17 protein-coding genes and 1 tRNA gene are annotated in these 17,605 nt (G+C 66.7%); 7 read left to right on the top strand and 11 right to left on the bottom strand.

All coding sequences use genetic code 11. The features are described 5' to 3' along the window. Nucleotides 1-146: 146 nt before the first annotated feature. Together AC5P8D_RS09925 and AC5P8D_RS09920 are read left to right on the top strand one after the other, a co-directional pair. Nucleotides 147-725, top strand: coding sequence for a GNAT family N-acetyltransferase (locus AC5P8D_RS09925; protein ID WP_049421510.1), 579 nt, complete (start codon nt 147-149; stop codon nt 723-725). A 109-nt stretch (nt 726-834) separates the two neighbouring features. Continuing rightward, entirely contained in the window at nt 835-2,331 is a 1,497-nt protein-coding gene (locus tag AC5P8D_RS09920) for a S10 family peptidase (RefSeq protein WP_043402133.1), read from the top strand. A 330-nt stretch (nt 2,332-2,661) separates the two neighbouring features. Here AC5P8D_RS09920 and AC5P8D_RS09915 read toward each other — a convergent pair whose 3' ends face one another. Next, nucleotides 2,662-3,783 (bottom strand): inorganic phosphate transporter, encoded by a 1,122-nt coding sequence (locus tag AC5P8D_RS09915; RefSeq protein WP_006431323.1) that lies wholly within the window; start codon nt 3,781-3,783, stop codon nt 2,662-2,664. A gap of 13 nt (nt 3,784-3,796) precedes the next feature. After that, nucleotides 3,797-4,423 carry a DUF47 domain-containing protein gene (locus tag AC5P8D_RS09910; protein ID WP_004152833.1) on the bottom strand — a complete coding sequence of 209 codons (627 nt, stop codon included), beginning with the start codon at nt 4,421-4,423 and terminating at the stop codon, nt 3,797-3,799. A 292-nt stretch (nt 4,424-4,715) separates the two neighbouring features. On the opposite strand from AC5P8D_RS09910, the gene AC5P8D_RS09905 reads away from it, so the two are divergent. Together AC5P8D_RS09905 and AC5P8D_RS09900 are read left to right on the top strand one after the other, a co-directional pair. Then, a complete protein-coding gene (locus AC5P8D_RS09905; RefSeq protein ID WP_478415866.1) occupies nt 4,716-6,020 on the top strand; it encodes a hemolysin family protein in 1,305 nt (434 codons plus the stop codon). Continuing rightward, on the top strand, nt 6,004-6,663 hold the full coding sequence (locus AC5P8D_RS09900) for an exopolysaccharide biosynthesis protein (RefSeq protein ID WP_019338432.1): 660 nt from the start codon (nt 6,004-6,006) through the stop codon (nt 6,661-6,663). Before AC5P8D_RS09905 ends, AC5P8D_RS09900 begins: the two co-directional genes overlap by 17 nt. Nucleotides 6,664-6,720: 57 nt before the next feature. Here AC5P8D_RS09900 and AC5P8D_RS09895 read toward each other — a convergent pair whose 3' ends face one another. The 4 genes from AC5P8D_RS09895 to AC5P8D_RS09880 all read right to left on the bottom strand — a co-directional run bounded on the left by AC5P8D_RS09895 (nt 6,721) and on the right by AC5P8D_RS09880 (nt 9,983). Beyond that, complete coding sequence (locus AC5P8D_RS09895; protein ID WP_019338431.1) at nt 6,721-7,218, bottom strand: pyridoxamine 5'-phosphate oxidase family protein; 498 nt, start codon at nt 7,216-7,218, stop codon at nt 6,721-6,723. 69 nt (nt 7,219-7,287) lie between these two features. Next, complete coding sequence (locus AC5P8D_RS09890) at nt 7,288-8,283, bottom strand: LLM class flavin-dependent oxidoreductase (protein ID WP_049455322.1); 996 nt, start codon at nt 8,281-8,283, stop codon at nt 7,288-7,290. Nucleotides 8,284-8,483: 200 nt separating this feature from the next. Further along, nucleotides 8,484-9,251, bottom strand: coding sequence for a sulfurtransferase (locus AC5P8D_RS09885; protein WP_495203287.1), 768 nt, complete (start codon nt 9,249-9,251; stop codon nt 8,484-8,486). A 366-nt stretch (nt 9,252-9,617) separates the two neighbouring features. Then, nucleotides 9,618-9,983: a DUF6164 family protein gene (locus AC5P8D_RS09880; protein ID WP_019658895.1), complete on the bottom strand. Its 366-nt coding sequence runs from the start codon at nt 9,981-9,983 to the stop codon at nt 9,618-9,620. A gap of 70 nt (nt 9,984-10,053) precedes the next feature. Between AC5P8D_RS09880 and AC5P8D_RS09875 the strand changes: the two genes are divergently transcribed. Then, complete coding sequence (locus AC5P8D_RS09875; RefSeq protein ID WP_049455321.1) at nt 10,054-10,488, top strand: FKBP-type peptidyl-prolyl cis-trans isomerase; 435 nt, start codon at nt 10,054-10,056, stop codon at nt 10,486-10,488. Then, entirely contained in the window at nt 10,475-11,722 is a 1,248-nt protein-coding gene (locus tag AC5P8D_RS09870; RefSeq protein WP_495203286.1) for a TIGR03862 family flavoprotein, read from the top strand. The genes AC5P8D_RS09875 and AC5P8D_RS09870 overlap by 14 nt, the downstream gene beginning before the upstream one ends. Before the next feature lie 122 nt (nt 11,723-11,844). On the opposite strand, the gene AC5P8D_RS09865 is transcribed toward AC5P8D_RS09870, so the two are convergent. The 4 genes from AC5P8D_RS09865 to AC5P8D_RS09850 all read right to left on the bottom strand — a co-directional run bounded on the left by AC5P8D_RS09865 (nt 11,845) and on the right by AC5P8D_RS09850 (nt 15,951). Beyond that, nucleotides 11,845-12,306 (bottom strand): GNAT family N-acetyltransferase, encoded by a 462-nt coding sequence (locus AC5P8D_RS09865; protein ID WP_495203285.1) that lies wholly within the window; start codon nt 12,304-12,306, stop codon nt 11,845-11,847. Between the two features lie 103 nt (nt 12,307-12,409). Then, a complete protein-coding gene (locus AC5P8D_RS09860; RefSeq protein ID WP_021204397.1) occupies nt 12,410-14,032 on the bottom strand; it encodes an FMN-binding glutamate synthase family protein in 1,623 nt (540 codons plus the stop codon). 55 nt (nt 14,033-14,087) lie between these two features. Further along, complete coding sequence (locus AC5P8D_RS09855) at nt 14,088-15,374, bottom strand: nucleotide sugar dehydrogenase (protein ID WP_495203284.1); 1,287 nt, start codon at nt 15,372-15,374, stop codon at nt 14,088-14,090. 142 nt (nt 15,375-15,516) lie between these two features. Next, entirely contained in the window at nt 15,517-15,951 is a 435-nt protein-coding gene (locus AC5P8D_RS09850; protein WP_010486035.1) for a BLUF domain-containing protein, read from the bottom strand. Nucleotides 15,952-16,082: 131 nt separating this feature from the next. Here AC5P8D_RS09850 and AC5P8D_RS09845 point away from each other — a divergent pair. Next, nucleotides 16,083-16,169, top strand: a tRNA-Leu gene (locus AC5P8D_RS09845). 23 nt (nt 16,170-16,192) lie between these two features. On the opposite strand, the gene hemN is transcribed toward AC5P8D_RS09845, so the two are convergent. Then, nucleotides 16,193-17,602, bottom strand: coding sequence for an oxygen-independent coproporphyrinogen III oxidase (gene hemN, locus AC5P8D_RS09840; protein WP_053443805.1), 1,410 nt, complete (start codon nt 17,600-17,602; stop codon nt 16,193-16,195). Nucleotides 17,603-17,605 lie beyond the last annotated feature (3 nt).

The raw sequence follows: 17,605 nt of genomic DNA, 5'->3' as shown, positions 1-17,605 counted from the left end.
AGCCCTCCTGTAGAGCCGAGCCCACGCTCGGCTGCATTCCGCGCCGTGCCGGGCAGCCGAGCATCGGCTCGGCTCTACAGAGATCCCGCCCCCATCGGCAAACCCGGCGGCGCCATAATGCGCGTCCATCCGCGTGGATCATCGTATTGGCCAGCCACTCGCTGCTGTTCCCGGGCCTGCCGCTGCACAGCGCGCGCCTGGTCCTGAGCCCGATCCGCCGCGACGATGCGGCCGCCCTGTTCGCGATCCAGTCCGATCCGGACGTGATGCGGTTCTGGAACCACCCGGCGTGGACACGACCGGCCGAGGCGCGTGCGCAGATCGACGATGACCTGGCCGCACAGGCCACCGGCACCCAGCTCAAGCTGGCCGTGCGCGAAACGCTGGACGGTCCGTTGCTGGGCATCTGCGTGGTGTTCGCCCTGGACCGCGATGCCGCACGTGCCGAGATCGGCTACCTGCTGGCCCCCGACAGGCAGGGCCAGGGCTACATGCACGAAGCGCTGCAGCACCTGCTGGACTACCTGTTCCAGACCCTGCGCCTGCATCGCGTGGAAGCCGAAGTCGACCCGCGCAACCGGCCCTCGGCACACGTGCTTGAACGGCTGGGCTTTCACCTGGAGGGCGTGCTGCGGCAGCGTTGGCGCATCCAGGGCGAACTGTCCGATTCGGCGGTATACGGCCTGCTGGCCGACGACGACGTGCGCACTCCTCTGCCCGCTTGACCCAATCTGGCCAGTGGCGGCCTCGACGCGCGGGCATGCCTTTGGACACATACGGCATGCCCGCCACCGGCCTAGCATCGGAACCCCCTTCCGCTGCCAATCCGGTGCCATGAAGTCCCTGCTGCATACTGCCGCGCTCTGCGTCGGCCTGCTCATCGCTCCTGCCAGCGTGCTGGCCGCGCCTGACGCCGAGGCCAAGCCCGATCCGAAAGACGACAAGACCGAAGCACCTGCGCTGCCCGCCGATGCGTCGGCCCGCCAGAGCATGCGCCTGGCCGGCCGCACCCTGGACTACACCGCCACCGTCGGCACCCTGCCGGTGCGTGATGCGAAAGGCAAGGTGATCGCCGATGTGGTGTTCACCGCCTATACGATGCCGGGCAAGGACCGGCCGGTGACCTTCGCGCTCAACGGCGGCCCGGGGGCATCGTCGGTCTACCTCAACATGGGCGCGATCGGACCCAAGGTGGTGACCTTCGGCTCCGAGGGTGACAGCGCCTCGGCACCCGCCACGCTGCACGACAACCCCGGCACCTGGCTGGACTTCACCGACCTGGTGTTCATCGATCCGGTCGGCACCGGCTTCAGCCGCGCGCGCATCGGCGATGACGAAGCGAAGAAGCAGCTGTACAACCCCAGCGCTGACATCGAGTACCTGTCGCGCTCGATCTACGACTGGCTGCTGCGCAACCAGCGCATGGGCGCACGCAAGTACCTGACCGGCGAGAGCTACGGTGGCTACCGTGGCCCCCGCATCACCCACTTCCTGCAGACCCGGCTGGGCGTGGCGATGAACGGCCTGGTGCTGGTCTCGCCCTACCTGAGCCCGACCCTGGAAGACAACGCCGATGTCTCGCCGATGGCATGGATGCAGACACTGCCGTCGATCGCCGCCGCGCACCTGGAGCGCCAGGGCAAGCTGACCGATGCAGCGATGCGTGACGTGGTGGAGTACACCCGTGGCGACTACGCCACCGCGCTGATGAAGGGCCGCAGCGACCCGCAGGCGACCGAGGCGATGCTGCGCCGGGTAACCGAGCTGACCGGGCTGGACCCGCAGTTCGTGCGCCGCGCCGGTGGCCGCCTGGAGACGCAGGCCTATCTGCGTGAGGTGTTCCGCGACAAGGGCACGCTGGGCAGCCGCTACGACTCGAACGTGACCGCGTTCGATCCGTTCCCGAATGATCCGGAGCAGCGCGCCAATGATCCGTTGCTGGACAGCATCATTGCGCCGACCACCACGGCGATGGTCGACTTCGTGACGCGCGTGGTCGGCTGGAAGGTGGATGCGCGCTACCAGGCGCTGAATTACGACGTGAACCGGCTGTGGGACCGCAACGGCGAGCTGCGCCAGGGCGCGGTGACCCAGCTGCGCCAGGCGGTGGCGATCGATCCGCATCTGCAGGTGCTGATCGTGCATGGCTGGAACGACCTGTCGTGCCCGTTCATGGGGTCGATCCTGACGGTGGACCAGATGCCGGCGATGGGCAGCAACCCGGACCGGGTGCAGGTGCGTAGTTATCCGGGTGGGCACATGTTCTACAGCCGGGCGGACAGCCAGGCGGCGTTCCGGAAGGATGTGCAGGCGCTGTTCCAGCGTAATTGAGGGGTTCGGCCGGGCCTGCGGCCCGGCACCCGCCGAATCAACGGCAACGGCAAAAGCGGGCTTTCCGTGGTTGGGCGGGGTGGGGCCGGTTGCGGGGGACGCCGTAAACCCGTCCCTGGGGGCTTGGCCGCGGCATCCATGCCGCGGACACCCCCACAACCGGCCCCGCCCCGCCTTCGACAGATCTCCGCGAACTGTCGGAACGGCGTCGTGCACTGCTCTGGTGGGTGTCGACCTTGGTCGACACGCTTGATACGGAAGAATGATCTGCCCATGAAAAAAGCCCGCCGGAATACGGCGGGCTTTTTTTGTGCAACGTGTGCGTGCAGATCAGGTCCAGCCGAACAGCTCGAACAGCTTCAGGATCAGGTACGCACAGCCGCCTGCTGCCGGGATGGTCAGGATCCAGGCCCAGACGATGCGTTCGATCACGCCGAACTTCAGCGAGCGCGGGTTCTTGGCGAAGCCGACGCCCATGATCGCGGTGGAGATGCTGTGCGTGGTCGAGACCGGCATGCCGAAGTGGGCGGCCAGGGTCAGGATGGTGGCCGAGCTGGTCTCCGCGGCGAAGCCATGGATCGGGTGCAGCTTGACCATCTTGTGGCCCAGGGTCTTGATGATCTTCCAGCCACCCGAGGCGGTACCGGCAGCCATCACCACCGCACAGGTCAGCACGATCCACATCGCGATGCCGTCACCGGCGTGGGCGTCCGGGTGCATGAAGGCCAGCCAGGACGGCAGGTCGTTCAGTGCGCCGGTGGCTTCGGCACCGATCAGTGTCATGGCGATGATGCCCATGGTCTTCTGCGCATCGTTGTGGCCGTGGGCAAAGCCCATGTAGGCCGCCGAGGCGATCTGCGCCTTGCCGAAGAACGCGTTGACGATGCGCGGGCGGGCCAGGCGGCCGATGGCGCCACCGATCTTGGCCAGGCCGGCAATCAGGCCCCACAGCAGCACCATCACCACGATGCCGAGCAGGAAGCCGGCGATCGGCGAGGTGATCATCGGCACGAACACCTTCCACAGCAGGCCCTTGTTCTGCGCCCAGCTGCCCAGGCGCTCGGACCAGATCAGGGCGTCCCAGTTGTTGTGGGCCGCAGCCAGGCCGGCGCCGCAGAGGCCGCCGATCAGTGCATGCGAAGACGAGGACGGTAGGCCCTTCCACCAGGTGATCAGGTTCCAGATGATGCCGCCCAGCAGGGCGCAAAGGATCACCTGCGGGGTGACGTCGACCACGTTGGTGTTGAGCAGGCCCGAGGCGATGGTCAGCGCCACCGCGGTACCGGTCAACGCGCCGATGAGGTTCATGAAGGCGGCCAGCATCACCGCCCAGCCGGGCGAGAGCACCTTGGTCGCCACCACGGTGGCAATGGAGTTGGCGGTATCGTGGAAGCCGTTGATGAACTCGAAAACGAGCGCGGCCAGGATCACCACCAGGACAAGGGTCAACATGCGGCGGCGTCCGTCAGCTGTTCTTCAACACGATCTGGTACGCCACCACGCCGGCCTCGCGGCAACGGTCGATGGCCTTTTCCAGGATCTCGAAGAATTCCTTCAGCAGGAACATCTGCAGGTTGTCCAGGCGACCGGAATAGATGTCGCGGTACAGCTCGAGCATCAGGCGGTCGGCCTCGTTCTCCAGCGAGCGCAGCTTCTCGTTGAGCGCGGTCATCCGGTCCAGGTTCATGTGGCGCAGGTCGGCGACCATCTCCACCACCACGCCGGCAGCCTGTTCCAGCATCGCCGCGCGCGGCGCGAAGTCGATGTGCTCCAGGTGGGTCGTGGCCAGCGAATAGCGATCGGCGAACTTCTCGATCTGCTTCGGAATCTTGTACAGGGCCGAACCCAGCGCTTCGATGTCTTCGCGCTCGATCGGGGTCATGAAGCTGTCTACCAGCGCCTGGCTGATCTTGTCCGAGGCCGCGCGCTCGCGCAGGCGGGCCAGTTTGAAGGCGTCCAGCGCGGGCTGGCGGTCGGCCTCGCGCAGCATGGAATGCAGCGCCTTGGCGGCGTCGGAGGCCGCGACGGCAGCCTCATCAAGCAGGGTGTAGAACTGTTTGCCGGAACCGAAAATGGTCTGCAGAGAGAACATTGAGAAACCTGTCAGCCGTCGCGGGAAGGACGGCACCAGACGGAATTATGACGGCTAGATGACCATCACGGGTATCCCCGTCCCCTTTCGGGGCTCTGGAGCCCCCAACCTGAACAGGCGGTTGCCACCCTGCCACGCCCCTTTGCTAAGATGCCAGCGCGCCCTCGGGCGCACCTTATGGACGACGACCCTTATCCCCCTGCGCCGCGCCGGACCCTGTTCCTGAGCGCCAGCCGCCATCGCAAGCACCCGCCCTCCCTGCCACCAACCGGGGACGATGCCCGTGTTTGAAATGATCCTGATTGTCTTCGCGCTGGTTCTCCTGAACGGCTTCTTCGCCATGTCCGAGATGTCGGTCATGACCTCGCGCAAGAGCCGCCTGAAGCAGATGGCCGCCACCTCCAAACGTGCCGCCAAGGCGCTGGAGCTGTCGGAGAAGCCGGAGAGCTTCCTGTCCACCGTGCAGATCGGCATCACCGTGATCGGCGTGCTGACCGGCTACCTCGGCGGTGATGCGATCGGCGACGCGATCGCCGGCTGGCTGCAGGGCCTGATGCCCGGCTTTGCGTACGCGCGCGAGGTAGGCACCGCCCTGGCGGTCTCGCTGATCACCTTCATCACGCTGATCTTCGGTGAACTGGTGCCCAAGCGTCTGGCACTGACCCGCTCGGAAGCCATTGCCGGGCTGGTCGCGATGCCGATGAGCTGGCTGGCCAAGCTCGCCCTGCCCTTCGTCTGGCTGCTGTCCAAGACCACCCAGTTCGTGCTGCGCCTGTTCGGCCTTGGCAAGGACGAAGTCGCCTCGGTGACGGAAGAAGAGATCCGCATGCTGGTGGCCGAAAGCCACGAGGCCGGCGTGATCGACGCCCACGAGCGCGACATGATGAACCGGGTCATGCGCCTGGGCGACCGCACCGCCGACAGCCTGATGACCCCCCGCAACCGCATCGCCTGGCTGGATACCCAGGCCGGGCTGGAGCGCAATCTGGAAATCATGGCCGAGCACGAGTTCTCCCGGTACCCGGTGTACCGCGACAACGACATGGACGTGGTCGGCGTGCTCGAACTGAAATCGCTGGCCACGCGCATGGCGCGCGGCGACAACGCGCTGTTCCAGACCCTGCGCGAACCGCTGTACGTTTCCGAATCAACCCACGCGATGAAGCTGCTGGAGATCTTCCGCGAGGAACAGCAGTCGATGGCGCTGGTGGTGGACGAGTACGGCGAGATCCAGGGCTTGGTGACCATCAGCGACCTGATGGGTGCCGTGGTCGGCCGCCTGCAGGCGGTGGAGAACGCCGACGAAGATGCGCTGGTGGTGACCCGCGAGGACGGCTCGCTGCTGGTGGACGGCTCGCTGCCGATCGAAGACGTGCGCGAACTGATCGGCAGCAACGACCTGCCCGACGCCGAGGACGGCGACTACTACACGCTGGCCGGCATGTGCATCCACTACTTCGGCCGCATTCCGCACGCCGGCGAGTACTTCGACTGGGCCGGCTGGCGCTTCGAGGTGGTCGATCTGGACGGAGCGCGGGTGGACAAGCTGCTGCTGCGCACGCTGTCCGACGAGCAGGCCGATGAGCTCACCGCCTGAGGCCGGCCAGGGTCCGGGCGAACAGCGCCCGGCCTACCGCAACGAGGGCATCCGTACCCTGTTGGAGATGTTCGCCTCCGGCGATCCCGCCGAGCACATGCCGCTCGGCCAGATCCTCAGCAACCTGCAGCAGGGCGCGTTCGGCGTGTTCCTGTTCGTGGCGATCCTGCCCTCGTTCATCCCGATCCCGGGCATGGGCGGTGCAGTCAGTGGCCCGCTGGTGATCCTGATCGGCCTGCAGATGCTGTTCTGCCTGCGCCGGCCGTGGCTGCCTGGCTTCATTGCCCGCCGCGGGCCAAAGCGCGGCACCATGCATCGCTTCCTGGACCGCATCGACCGCCCGCTGCGGCGCCTGGACAAGATGCTGAAACCCCGCCTGCCGCAACTGCTGACACCGCTGCCCGCCCACGCCTTCAGCGGCCTGCTGCTGGTGTTGCTGGGCCTGCTGCTGTCGCTGCCGATTCCCTTCACCAACTTCCTGTTCGGCTTCCAGCTGCTGCTGTTCTCGTTGGCGCTGCTGGAACGCGATGGCGCGCTGATGCTGTTCAACTGGATCGCGGCGCTGGCAGCGATCGCATTCTTCGGTTTCAGTTCGGGGCAGCTGGTGGGCTATACGGTGGAACTGTTCCAGCGCTGGTTCTGAGCCGGAAGCCGGTAGAGCCGGCCGCTGGCCAGCACTACCACTACCGGACATCGGCCATCACCGAAGGTCGATGAACCCGTTGTCGGCCAACGCCGCCGGTTCGTCCTGCACCGCCGACAGAACGAAACTCAGCGCCGTGCCCAGCAGAGTGCCCGGGCCATCCCAGTATTCGGCACTGTCGGCGCGCACATGGATCAGGCGAAGGTTGGGGTCATCCTTGCCACCGGGGAAGAACAGCTTCATCGCCGGTGACCACAGCTCCTCGATCTTCGCGCGATCATCGACCACGCGTGCCCGCCCCGCCACCGACACGTAGGTGTTCTTCGAGGGCGAGGCGTAGGCCACGTTGACCCGCGGATCGAGCGCGATCTCGGCCACCTTTGGGCTGTCGCCGGTGATCACGAACCACAGGTCACCGTCGAAGGCGACCTGCTGGGTGGCCAGCGGCCGGCTGTAGAGTCGCCCGTCGACGCCGGTGGTGGTGAACATGGCCACCTCCACGTCCTTGATCAGCTCGGCCAGTTGGGCAATGTGTTCGGCACGGGTCTCGGCCATGGTGGGGACTCCAGAAGTGGGAGCCCCCATCAGACGCGGATCGGCCGCAACAGGCCGTGACGCAATTGTTCAGCCCGCGTGGCGGGCGTGCCAGGCCTGCATCGCCAGTTCGAACGAACGCAGGCGTGCGCGGTGGTCGTACAGATTGGCGGTGAGCATCAGTTCGTCGGGCTTGTGCCGTTCGACGAAGGCGGCGATGCCCTCGGCCACCTGCTGCGGATCACCCAGCACGGTGCAGGCCAATGCCCGCTCCACACCCAGCTTTTCATGCGGTTCCCAGAACGATTCGATGTCGTCGATGGGCGCCGGAATCTTGCCCGGCCGGCCACGGCGCAGATTGACGAAACTCTGCTGCTGGCTGGTGAACAGGCGGCGTGACTCGGCTTCGCTGTCGCTGGCGACAACGTTCAGGGCCAGCATCGCGTGCGGCTGCTTCAACGTGGCCGAAGGGCGGAACTCGCGGCGATACACCGCCAGCGCTTCGTCCATCACGTCGGGCGCGAAGTGCGAGGCGAACGCATACGGCAGGCCCATCGAGGCGGCCATGCGCGCACCGAACAGGCTGGAACCGAGGATCCAGGTCGGCACCCGCAGGCCACCACCTGGAACCGCCTGCACCGCCTGCCCGGGCTGTACCGGCTCGAAGTAGTGCAGCAGCTCGCGCACATCCTGCGGGAACTGGTCGGCGCTGTCGAAGTAGCGGCGCAGTGCACGCGCGGTCGGCTGATCGGTGCCCGGCGCGCGGCCCAGGCCCAGGTCGATCCGGTCCGGATACAGCGAGGCCAGCGTGCCGAACTGCTCGGCCACCTGCAGCGGGGCATGGTTGGGCAGCATGATGCCGCCGGCACCGACCCGGATGCGCCGGGTACCGCCGGCGACATGGCCGATCAGCACGGCGGTGGCCGCACTGGCGATGCCGGGCATGTTGTGGTGTTCGGCCAGCCAGTAGCGGCGGTAGCCCAGCGCATCGGCGTGCTGGGCCAGTTCCAGCATGTTGGCAAAGGCGGTGGTGGTGTCACTGCCCTCGCAGACCGGGGCCAGGTCAAGGATCGACAACGGGATCATCAGGCGTTTTTCCGTCACAGGATCCCCCATGCATGGGGACGACCCGGCGCAGCGGCCAGTGCCGGTGGCGGGATGCTGATTCCCGCAGCGCGGGTCCACGACTGGCTGCGCTTGATCCGGTAGAGCCGGCCGCTGGCCGGCAGGCAACGTGGCTGGCAGCCGGCCAGCGGCCGGCTCTACCGGGGAATCGACATCCCGGCTTAGAACGCGCTGGGGCGCGGATCAGGCAACGGCTGGTCGACCATCGGCTTCAGTTCCGCATCCAGCGCAATGCGCTCATCGAACACGAAGCAGCGGCCTTCGTAGCCTTCGCCGCCCACTTCCTCGAAGTAGCCGAGGATGCCACCGTCCAGCTGCAGCACGTTGTCCATGCCGTCGTTGACCATCCACAGCGCCGCCTTCTCGCAGCGGATGCCGCCGGTGCAGAAACTGACCACGGTGCTGTCCTTCAGTGCTTCGCGGTGCGGCGCCAGCGCCTCCGGCAGGTCGGTGAACTTGTGGATGGGCAGCACCAGCGCATCCTTGAAGGTGCCGTACTCCACTTCCTGCAGATTGCGCGTATCGAGCATCACCACCGGCTTGCCGGCATCGTCATGCCCCTGCCGCAGCCAGCGCTGCACGGTGGCCGGATCGACCGCCGGCGCACGCGGATAGTCCAGCGGCTGGCCGTCATCACGGCGGAAGCTGATGATCTCGTCCTTCACCTTGGCCTTCAGCCGCGCGAACGGCTGATGCTCACTGAGGCTGGTCTTGACCCGCATATCGGCAAAGCGCGCGTCGGAACGCAGTGCCACGTAGAAGCCCTCGACCGCCTCTGGCGCACCTGCCAGGAACAGGTTCAGCCCCTCGCCCGCCACCAGGATCGTGCCGCGCAGCTCCGCCGCCTCGGCACGCGCCAGCAGCTGGTCGCAGAGGGCCTGGGGAGCGTCGATGACGGCGAAATGGTAAGCGGCGGTATTGGCGATCATCCCGCCATTTTAGCGCCTCCTGCCCGCACAGACAGATTCAGGGATCAGAGCCCTCTGTACGGCAGAGGGATCCGACCCCAAGCCCGGCAGACACCCGGAATCTGTCAGGGGTGGGGCGGTGTGGGCAGGCGGGGGCGCAGAGCGCCATGGGCCCGGGGCATGCGCCGGGCGGGTTGGGCAGGATGCCCAACCCCGGTCTTGCCGTGTGCGCAGGACAGCGCACACGAGCAAGGCGCTCTACGAGGCACGCAGGAGCAGCTTTTGCCGTCCCCCGCGTGCCCACACCGCCCCACCCTCCCACTGAAGCCCGGCTTTTGACGTCGACGTTGCGTCTGCGGGTGCCGGGTGCAACCCGGCCGAAACCCCTTACCCCCGCAACAGTACGAACGGCAGCAGCACCAGCGCAGCGGCAGCGGCCATCCCCAGCAGCACCAGCATTACGTACAGCGGCCGCCGCCGGAACAGGCTGCCGAAGGTCTCCGCCGTGCCATCACGCAATGCCTGCTCACGCTCGGCACGGATGCGCGGCCCGCGTTCGGCCTGGTACTCCGCCATCAGCGCCTTCGCACGTGGATGATCGGCGTCCTCGCGCAGCCACAGGCCTCCGTTGGAAATGCCCCAGGGGCTGGGTTCGGTGCGGTACCAGGCGATGCCGTGCTGGTCGAGCAGCGTGCAGACATCGGCGTATTCGTCGTCACCGACATTGCGCAGATTGAGCAGGAGTTTTGCCATGTCCCCATGATACCCGGCGCCGATGCGCTACCCTTGCCGCCCTCGACCTGCGCCCTACCGGAGACGCCCGATGCGCCGCCTGCTGCTTCCCCTGCTGCTGTCCCTCGCCGCCGCTGGCTGCTCGACCGAACCGTCCGGCCCGCCGCCCGGCGGCACCCTGACCGCCTTCGAGCGGATCGATACCGTGCCAGGTGCCGGTGCTGAAGCCGTTCCCGGCAGCAAGGTCACCGTGCACTACACCGGTTGGATCTACGACAACCGTACCGAGACCAAGCACGGCAAGACCTTCGACAGCTCCTTCAAGCACGGCCAACCGTTCACCTTCGCGCTTGGCGCCGGCCAGGTCATCCGCGGCTGGGATGAGGGCGTGGCCGGCATGAAAGTTGGCGGCAAGCGCACGCTGATGATCCCGCCGGACTACGGTTACGGCGACCGCAAGGTCGGCCCGATTCCGGCCGGATCGTCGCTGGTGTTCGACGTCGAGCTGCTCGATGTCAAACCGTGATGCCGCCATGCCCCACCGCGTCGCCGTCATCGGCGGTGGCCCGGCCGGCCTGTTCGCCGCCGAGCGCCTGCGCGCCGCCGGGCTGGACGTCGACCTGTACGAGGCCAAGGGGTCGCCCGGCCGCAAATTCCTGATCGCCGGCAAGGGCGGGCTCAACCTCACCCATTCCGATCCGCGTCCGCTGTTCGACAGCCGCTACCGCGAGCAGTCCACGGCCGTGGGCCGCTGGCTGGACGACTTCGATGCGGGGGCGCTGCGCGACTGGGCCGCCGGCCTGGGCGTGGAGACCTATGTGGGCAGCTCCGGCCGCGTGTTCCCGGTCGACCGGAAGGCTGCGCCGCTGCTGCGTGGCTGGGTGCGCCGGCTGAAGGAACAGGGTGTGCGCCTGCATGCCAACCACCGCTGGATCGGCTGGGGTGAGGATGGCGCGCTGCGATTTGAAACCGAAGATGGCGCCGTTGAAGTACATGCCGATGCCACCCTGCTGGCCATGGGCGGCGGCAGCTGGCCGCAGCTGGGCAGTGACGGCGCCTGGGTCGCGCCACTGCAGACCCGTGGCGTGGACATCGCACCACTGCAGTCGGCCAACTGCGGTTTCGACGTGGGTTGGACCCCATTCTTCGCCCAACGCAATGCCGGCGCGCCGTTGAAGCCGGTGGTCGCGCACTGGATCGACCTGGCCGGACAGCCACGGTCGCTGCAGGGCGAATGCGTGGCCAGCGAGTACGGCATCGAAGGCAGCCTGATCTATGCGATTGCGGCGGACCTGCGCGAGACCATCAACCGCGAGGGCCACGCGATGCTGTGGCTGGATCTGGTACCGGGCCGCGACGAGGCGCGCCTGCTTGCCGATCTGTCACGCCCACGCAAGGGCCGCAGCTTCGGCGAGCACCTGCGCCGCCAAGCCGGTCTGGATGCAGTGAAAGCCGCACTGGTGTTCGAGGTTCTGGGTAAAGAAGCGGGCAGCGACCTTCCTGCCGTGGCGGCTACGCTCAAGCGCCTGCCGCTGCGCCTGCTGCGTCCCCGGCCGATGGCCGAGGTGATCAGCACCGCCGGCGGCGTGCGCCTGGATGCGCTGGATGATGGCCTGATGCTGCGGGCAGTGCCCGGCGTGTTCTGCGCCGGCGAGATGCTGGACTGGGAAGCGCCGACAGGTGGCTACCTGTTGACCGCGTGCTACGCCAGTGGCCTGCGTGCTGCGGAAGGCGTGATCGGGTGGTTGGCGGAGCGGTGACGCCTGCCTTGTAGGATCGAGCCATGCTCGACTGCGCTACCTGTAGAGCCGAGCCCACGCTCGGCTTGAATCAAAAGCAGCCGAGCGTGGGCTCGGCTCTACAGAACGCAGAAAACGGGCACTCACCACGGCCGGCGCATGCTCACCGAAGCCAGCGCCACGCCGCTGGGATGCGGGTAGGCCTCTTCGCGCACACTGATGAACCCCTGCCGCTGATAGAACGGCACGGCGTTGAGCGAGGCTGACAGCACCACCTCGCGCCCAGGATCGGCCATCGCCAGCAGGCGCTGCATCAGCGCCTGGCCGATGCCCTTGCCGCCACGATCCGGATCGACGAACAACGCGTCGACTTCATTGGCATCGGCATCAAACACGCCGAAGCCGAGCAGACTGCCCTGCTCGTCCTCGGCCACCACGCAGCCACCCTGCGACAACAGCCGCGCGTACTGCGACGGTGGCGGCGAGGCAGACCAGGGCGCAATGACTTCGGGCGGGTAATGGCTGCTGCAGGTCTCGCGCACGCATCGCGTGCGCAGCGCCCACAGCATGGCCATGTCATCCATGGTGCCGGTCCTGAACTGCATGACATCTCCTTGTAGAGCCGAGCCCATGCTCGGCTGTTCTTCGTTCCAACGTCGCGATGCCTGATCAAAAGGCAGTCGAGCATGGCTCGACGCTACAGAGCCGTTATCGCGACTTGCTGGCGCGCAGTGCCTGGATCTTCGGCGGCGGCTGGAAGGAATCGCTGCGTGCATCGGCCCAGAACGCATGGAACACCGCATGGTCGGGCACCTTGTGCAGCAGTTCGCCTGGCTCCAGGTAGCGGTACAACGAGGCCAGCGAACGGATCTCCACCGGCGAGACACGGCGCAGGATGTGTTCCGGCCCCAGCTCGGCCGGATCATTGAGGCCAGCGGCACACAGCAGTTCCTTCAAGGCATGCAGCGTGTGCTCGTGGTAGCTGTAGACACGAGCAGCCTTGTCCGGTGCATCCAGATGCTTCCAGCGCGCGGGATCCTGGGTAGCGATCCCGGTCGGACACTTGTCGGTATGGCAGCTCAGCGACTGGATGCAGCCCAGCGCGAACATGAAGCCTCGGCCGGCATTGCACCAGTCGGCCCCCAACGCGATGGTCCGTGCGATGTCGAACGCACTGGTGATCTTGCCGGCCGCGCCGATGCGGATGCGCTCACGCAGGTCGAGGCCGACCAGGGTGTTGTGCACCAGCAGCAGTGCCTCATGCATCGGCACGCCGACATGATCGACGAACTCGGCCGGTGCCGCGCCGGTGCCGCCTTCGGCGCCATCCACCACGATGAAGTCCGGCAACAGGCCGGTTTCCTGCATCGCCTTGGCGATGCCGAACCATTCCCACGGGTGGCCGATGGCCAACTTGAAACCGACCGGCTTGCCACCGGACAGTTCGCGCAGGCGGGCCACGAACTGCAACAGTTCAACCGGCGTGGAGAACGCCGAATGGCGCGACGGCGACACGCAGTCAACGCCCATCGGCACGCCACGGGTCACCGAGATCTCGGCGGTCACTTTCGGTGCCGGCAGCACACCACCGTGGCCCGGCTTGGCCCCCTGCGACAGCTTGATCTCGATCATCTTGACCTGATCGTGGGTAGCGTTGGCAACGAAGCGCTCCTCGCTGAAACCACCTTTCTCGTCACGGCAACCGAAGTACCCCGAGCCGATCTCCCACACAAGGTCGCCGCCCATTTCGCGGTGGTAGGGCGAAATCGATCCTTCGCCGGTGTCGTGGTAGAAGCCACCGCGGCGCGCGCCTTCGTTCAGTGCGCGGATCGCATTGGCTGACAGCGAGCCAAAGCTCATCGCCGAGATGTTGAACACGCTGGCCGAATAAGGCTTGGCGCAGTTCGGGCCGATCAGGACGCGGAAGTCATGCTTGGCAATCGTCGTCGGTGCCAGCGAATGGTTGATCCACTCGTAGTCCACCGCATAAGTGCTGCGCAGGGTGCCGAACGGCACCGTGTCCATCTCGTTCTTTGCACGCTGGTAGATCAGCGCGCGCTGCTGGCGCGAGAACGGCACGTCTTCCAGGTCGCTCTGCACGAAGTACTGGCGGATCTCCGGACCGATCGACTCCAGCCCGTAACGGAAGTGCGCCATCACCGGATAATTGCGGCGCAACGTGCTGCGTTTCTGCAGCAGGTCCCAGGTCCCCAGCGCCACCATCGCGGCAGTCAGGCCGACGCCCCAGTACCAGGCTGGCCAGATCGTGGCCAGCCACAGGCATATCGGGAACATCAGGATGGCGAGCAGGTAGACGATATACCGGTGCATGGCTTTCCTCGGTTGCAACTGCCCCCGAGTCTACCGCGCCGTTCACTGCCCGGGCTTACAAGCGATCGTCAACCACGTTGCGCGGCCAGGCCGATTTCACGTCGTAGACCAGGCCACCCGGCGCCAACAGCCCCCGGATTGCGGATTCATCCATCGCCTTGAAACGGGCGTGGGCCACCGCCAGCACCACTGCGTCATAGCGCCCTGCCCCGGGCTCGGCCAGCCAATCCAGGCCCTCGCCGGTCAATGCCGCCGGGCCGACCCACGGGTCGCTGACCGCTACCTGCGCGCCGGCATCGCGCAGCCGTTGCGCCAGTTCCAGCGCGCGGCTGTTGCGCAGGTCCGGGCAATCCTCCTTGAAGGTCACGCCCAGCACCAGGATGCGTGCGTCCGCCGGCACACGGCCACGCTCGGCCAGCATCGCCAGCACCCGCGCCGCCACATGCTCGCCGACGCGGTTGTTGACCTGCCGTGCGGTGTGGATCAGGTCCGGGTGGTAGCCCACGCTCTCGGACTTGTGCAGCAGGTAATACGGATCGACGCCGATGCAGTGACCGCCGACCAGCCCCGGCCGGAACGGCAGGAAATTCCACTTGCTGCCGGCGGCGTCGAGCACGTCCTGGGTATCGATGCCGAGCCGATCGAATATCAGGGCCAGCTCGTTGACCAGCGCAATGTTGACGTCGCGCTGGATGTTCTCGACCACCTTGGCCGCCTCAGCCACGCGCATCGAAGGTGCCGGGAACGTACCGGCGGCGATGATGCGCTGGTACAGACCATCAATCACCGCAGCGACTTCCGGTGTCGAGCCGGACGTGATCTTGCGTATGTCGGCCAGGCGCCGCTGGCGGTCGCCGGGACTGACCCGTTCCGGGCTGTAGCCGCAATAGAAGTCTTCGTTGAAGCGCAGGCCCGCCCCCTGCTCCAGCAGCGGCACGCACACTTCCTCGGTGGTGCCGGGGTACACCGTGGACTCGTAGATCACCAGATCGCCGGCGCGAAGATGACTGGCAATCAGTCGTGTCGCCGAACGCAGGGGCTCCAGGTCGGGCTGCTCGTATGCATCGATCGGGGTCGGCACGGTGACGATGTAGACATTGCAGGCATCGAGCAATGCCGGATCACTGCCGAACTGCAGCCGCTGCGCACTGGCCAGCTCGTCGGCTTCCATTTCCAGCGTGTGGTCCTGGCCGCTGCGCAGCTCGGCGATGCGACCGGCATCGATATCGAAGCCCAACGTCGGCCACTGCCGGCCAAACGCCACCGCCAAAGGCAGGCCGACATAACCCAGGCCGATCACGGCAAACCGGGGGGCGCTGGCCGCCGCAACCGGCGCACTCATCGGCACATCCCGTGCAACGGATGCGATCGCACATACGCTGCCATGGCTTCGGCCAACACACTCATCTGCTGCACCACTCCGGAAAACCTGCGCCAGAAAGGCTACAGCCTACCGGCCCCGGCGCCCTGCCGCCAAGGCGGGCTCAGGACCCCAACGCCACCGCGGCCGGTTCCAGTTCACCGTCGGCGCCGGTCCAGGCCTGCAGCAGGCGCTCGAATCCACCACTGCCAAGCAGGAAGCCGGGCCACGCGGCATCGACAATCTGCGCCAGCAGCTCCGGCTCGATCCGCCGCGTGCCCATCGACCAGCGCGGAAATGCGCGCTGCACCACGGGTGCACGGCACAGCACTTTCAGCTGCACGTGGCTGCGCGCGTTGAGAATGCGCTGGAACACCGAATCGATGCCATCCTCCGGGCCCTCGAGATACTGCAGGAAGCGTGCTCCGTCGAACATCAGGACACCGGTGACACCGGCTACACGATTGAATGCCGTGGCGTCGGCCAGCAGGCGGTCAAGATCGGTTGTCTGCAGATCGGCGCGGGCCTCACTGGCATAGGCAATCGCGTGCAGCGACATCAGGTGGCTCCCCCCCTGGGAACGATGGCAGGGACTATGACATGAATGCGATCGACAGTTAAGCACGCCGCCGCCGTGATGTAATCCGGTCGCGGCACCGCAGGTGGGCTACAATCGGCGCCGCGCTGCAGGCCCGGATGGCGAAACTGGTAGACGCATCGGACTTAAAATCCGCCGGGGGCAACCCCATGCCGGTTCGATTCCGGCTCCGGGCACCACGCGAGCGCAGCACAAGCCACCTTCAGATCGCCCGCGAGTAACGCGGTTGCTCGTGCGCGGCACGCAGATACGGGTCGAAGCACATCGCCAGCAACCGCAGCAATGGCCGCCCAGGTTCGCTGGCACGCACCACGCCATCGTGGTATTCGGCCAGGCCGTCTTCCTGCAGCCGCTGCACCGAACGCAGGTCCTCGGCGAAGTACTGCTCGAAATCCACGCCGTGACGCTGCCCCAGCAGCACGCCATCCACCTCGCCCTGGCACATCAGCTGCTGGATCAGTTCCGCACGCAGCTGGTCGTCGGCACTCAATGCCACGCCGCGCCAGACCGGCAGCTGGCCCTGATCCACCGCGTCCTCCCACGACGGCAGATCGCGCGGATTCTGGCTGTAGGTGGCACCGATGTGGCTGATCGCACTCACGCCCAGGCCGAGCAGATCTGTATCGGCGTGAGTGGTGTAGCCCATGAAGTTGCGATGCAGCTGGCCGGCACGCTGCGCGCGTGACAGATCCTCCTCCGGCAGTGCGAAATGATCCATGCCGATGTACTGGTAGCCGGCCGCAGAGAGCTTCTCCACCGCCAGGCCCAGCAGCGCCAGCTTGTCTTCCGGCGAAGGCAAGCGGCTTTCGTCGATCTGCTTCTGCGCGCGGAACAGATGCGGCAGATGCGCGTAGCCATACACCGCCAGGCGATCCGGGCGCAGCGCCAGCACCCGTTCGAGGGTGCGGCCGAATCCTTCCAGGCTCTGCCCCGGCAGGCCATAGATCAGGTCGACGTTGACCGAACGCATGCCGCTGTCGCGGCAGGCGCGCAGGATGTCCAGCGTCTGCTGCACACCCTGTATGCGGTTGATCGATTCCTGCACCTGCGGGTCGAAATCCTGCACGCCGAGGCTGGCCCGGTTGAAGCCCAGCCGCGCCAGCATGGCGACGTCGCGGGTGTCGATGAAGCGCGGATCGAGTTCGATCGAGAAATCGCGCTGCGGCGAATCACTGAAATCGAAGCGCCGGCGCAACCCTTCCACCAGCGTGGTCATCGCCTCGGCATCGAGGAAGTTCGGCGTACCACCGCCCAGGTGCAGCTGGATCACCTCGCGGCCGTCATCGAACTGCGGCGCCAACAGGTCGGCCTCGGCCAGCACGCGCGAGACGTAACTGTGGCCACGACCGCGATCGCGGGTGATCACCCGGTTGCAGCCGCAGTAGAAGCAGGGGCTGGAACAGAACGGCACATGCACATACAGCGACAGCGCGCGGGCCAGCTGGTTGCTGTCGGAGATCGCTTGGCGGAGCGCCGGCGCGTCGAAGCCATCATGGAAATGCGGCGCGGTCGGATACGAAGTGTAGCGCGGGCCCGGCCGGTCGTGCCGGCGCAGAAGGTCGGGGTCGAAGGTCCAGGCCAGGCCACCGGCGGCGGGAGAGAACGTGTCCATGTC

It is taken from the genome of Stenotrophomonas sp. YJH_SMC_101-4 (genome assembly GCF_059370395.1).
The sequence above is the reverse complement of the archived record's forward strand: the minus strand, read 5'-3'. Positions and strand labels throughout refer to the sequence as shown.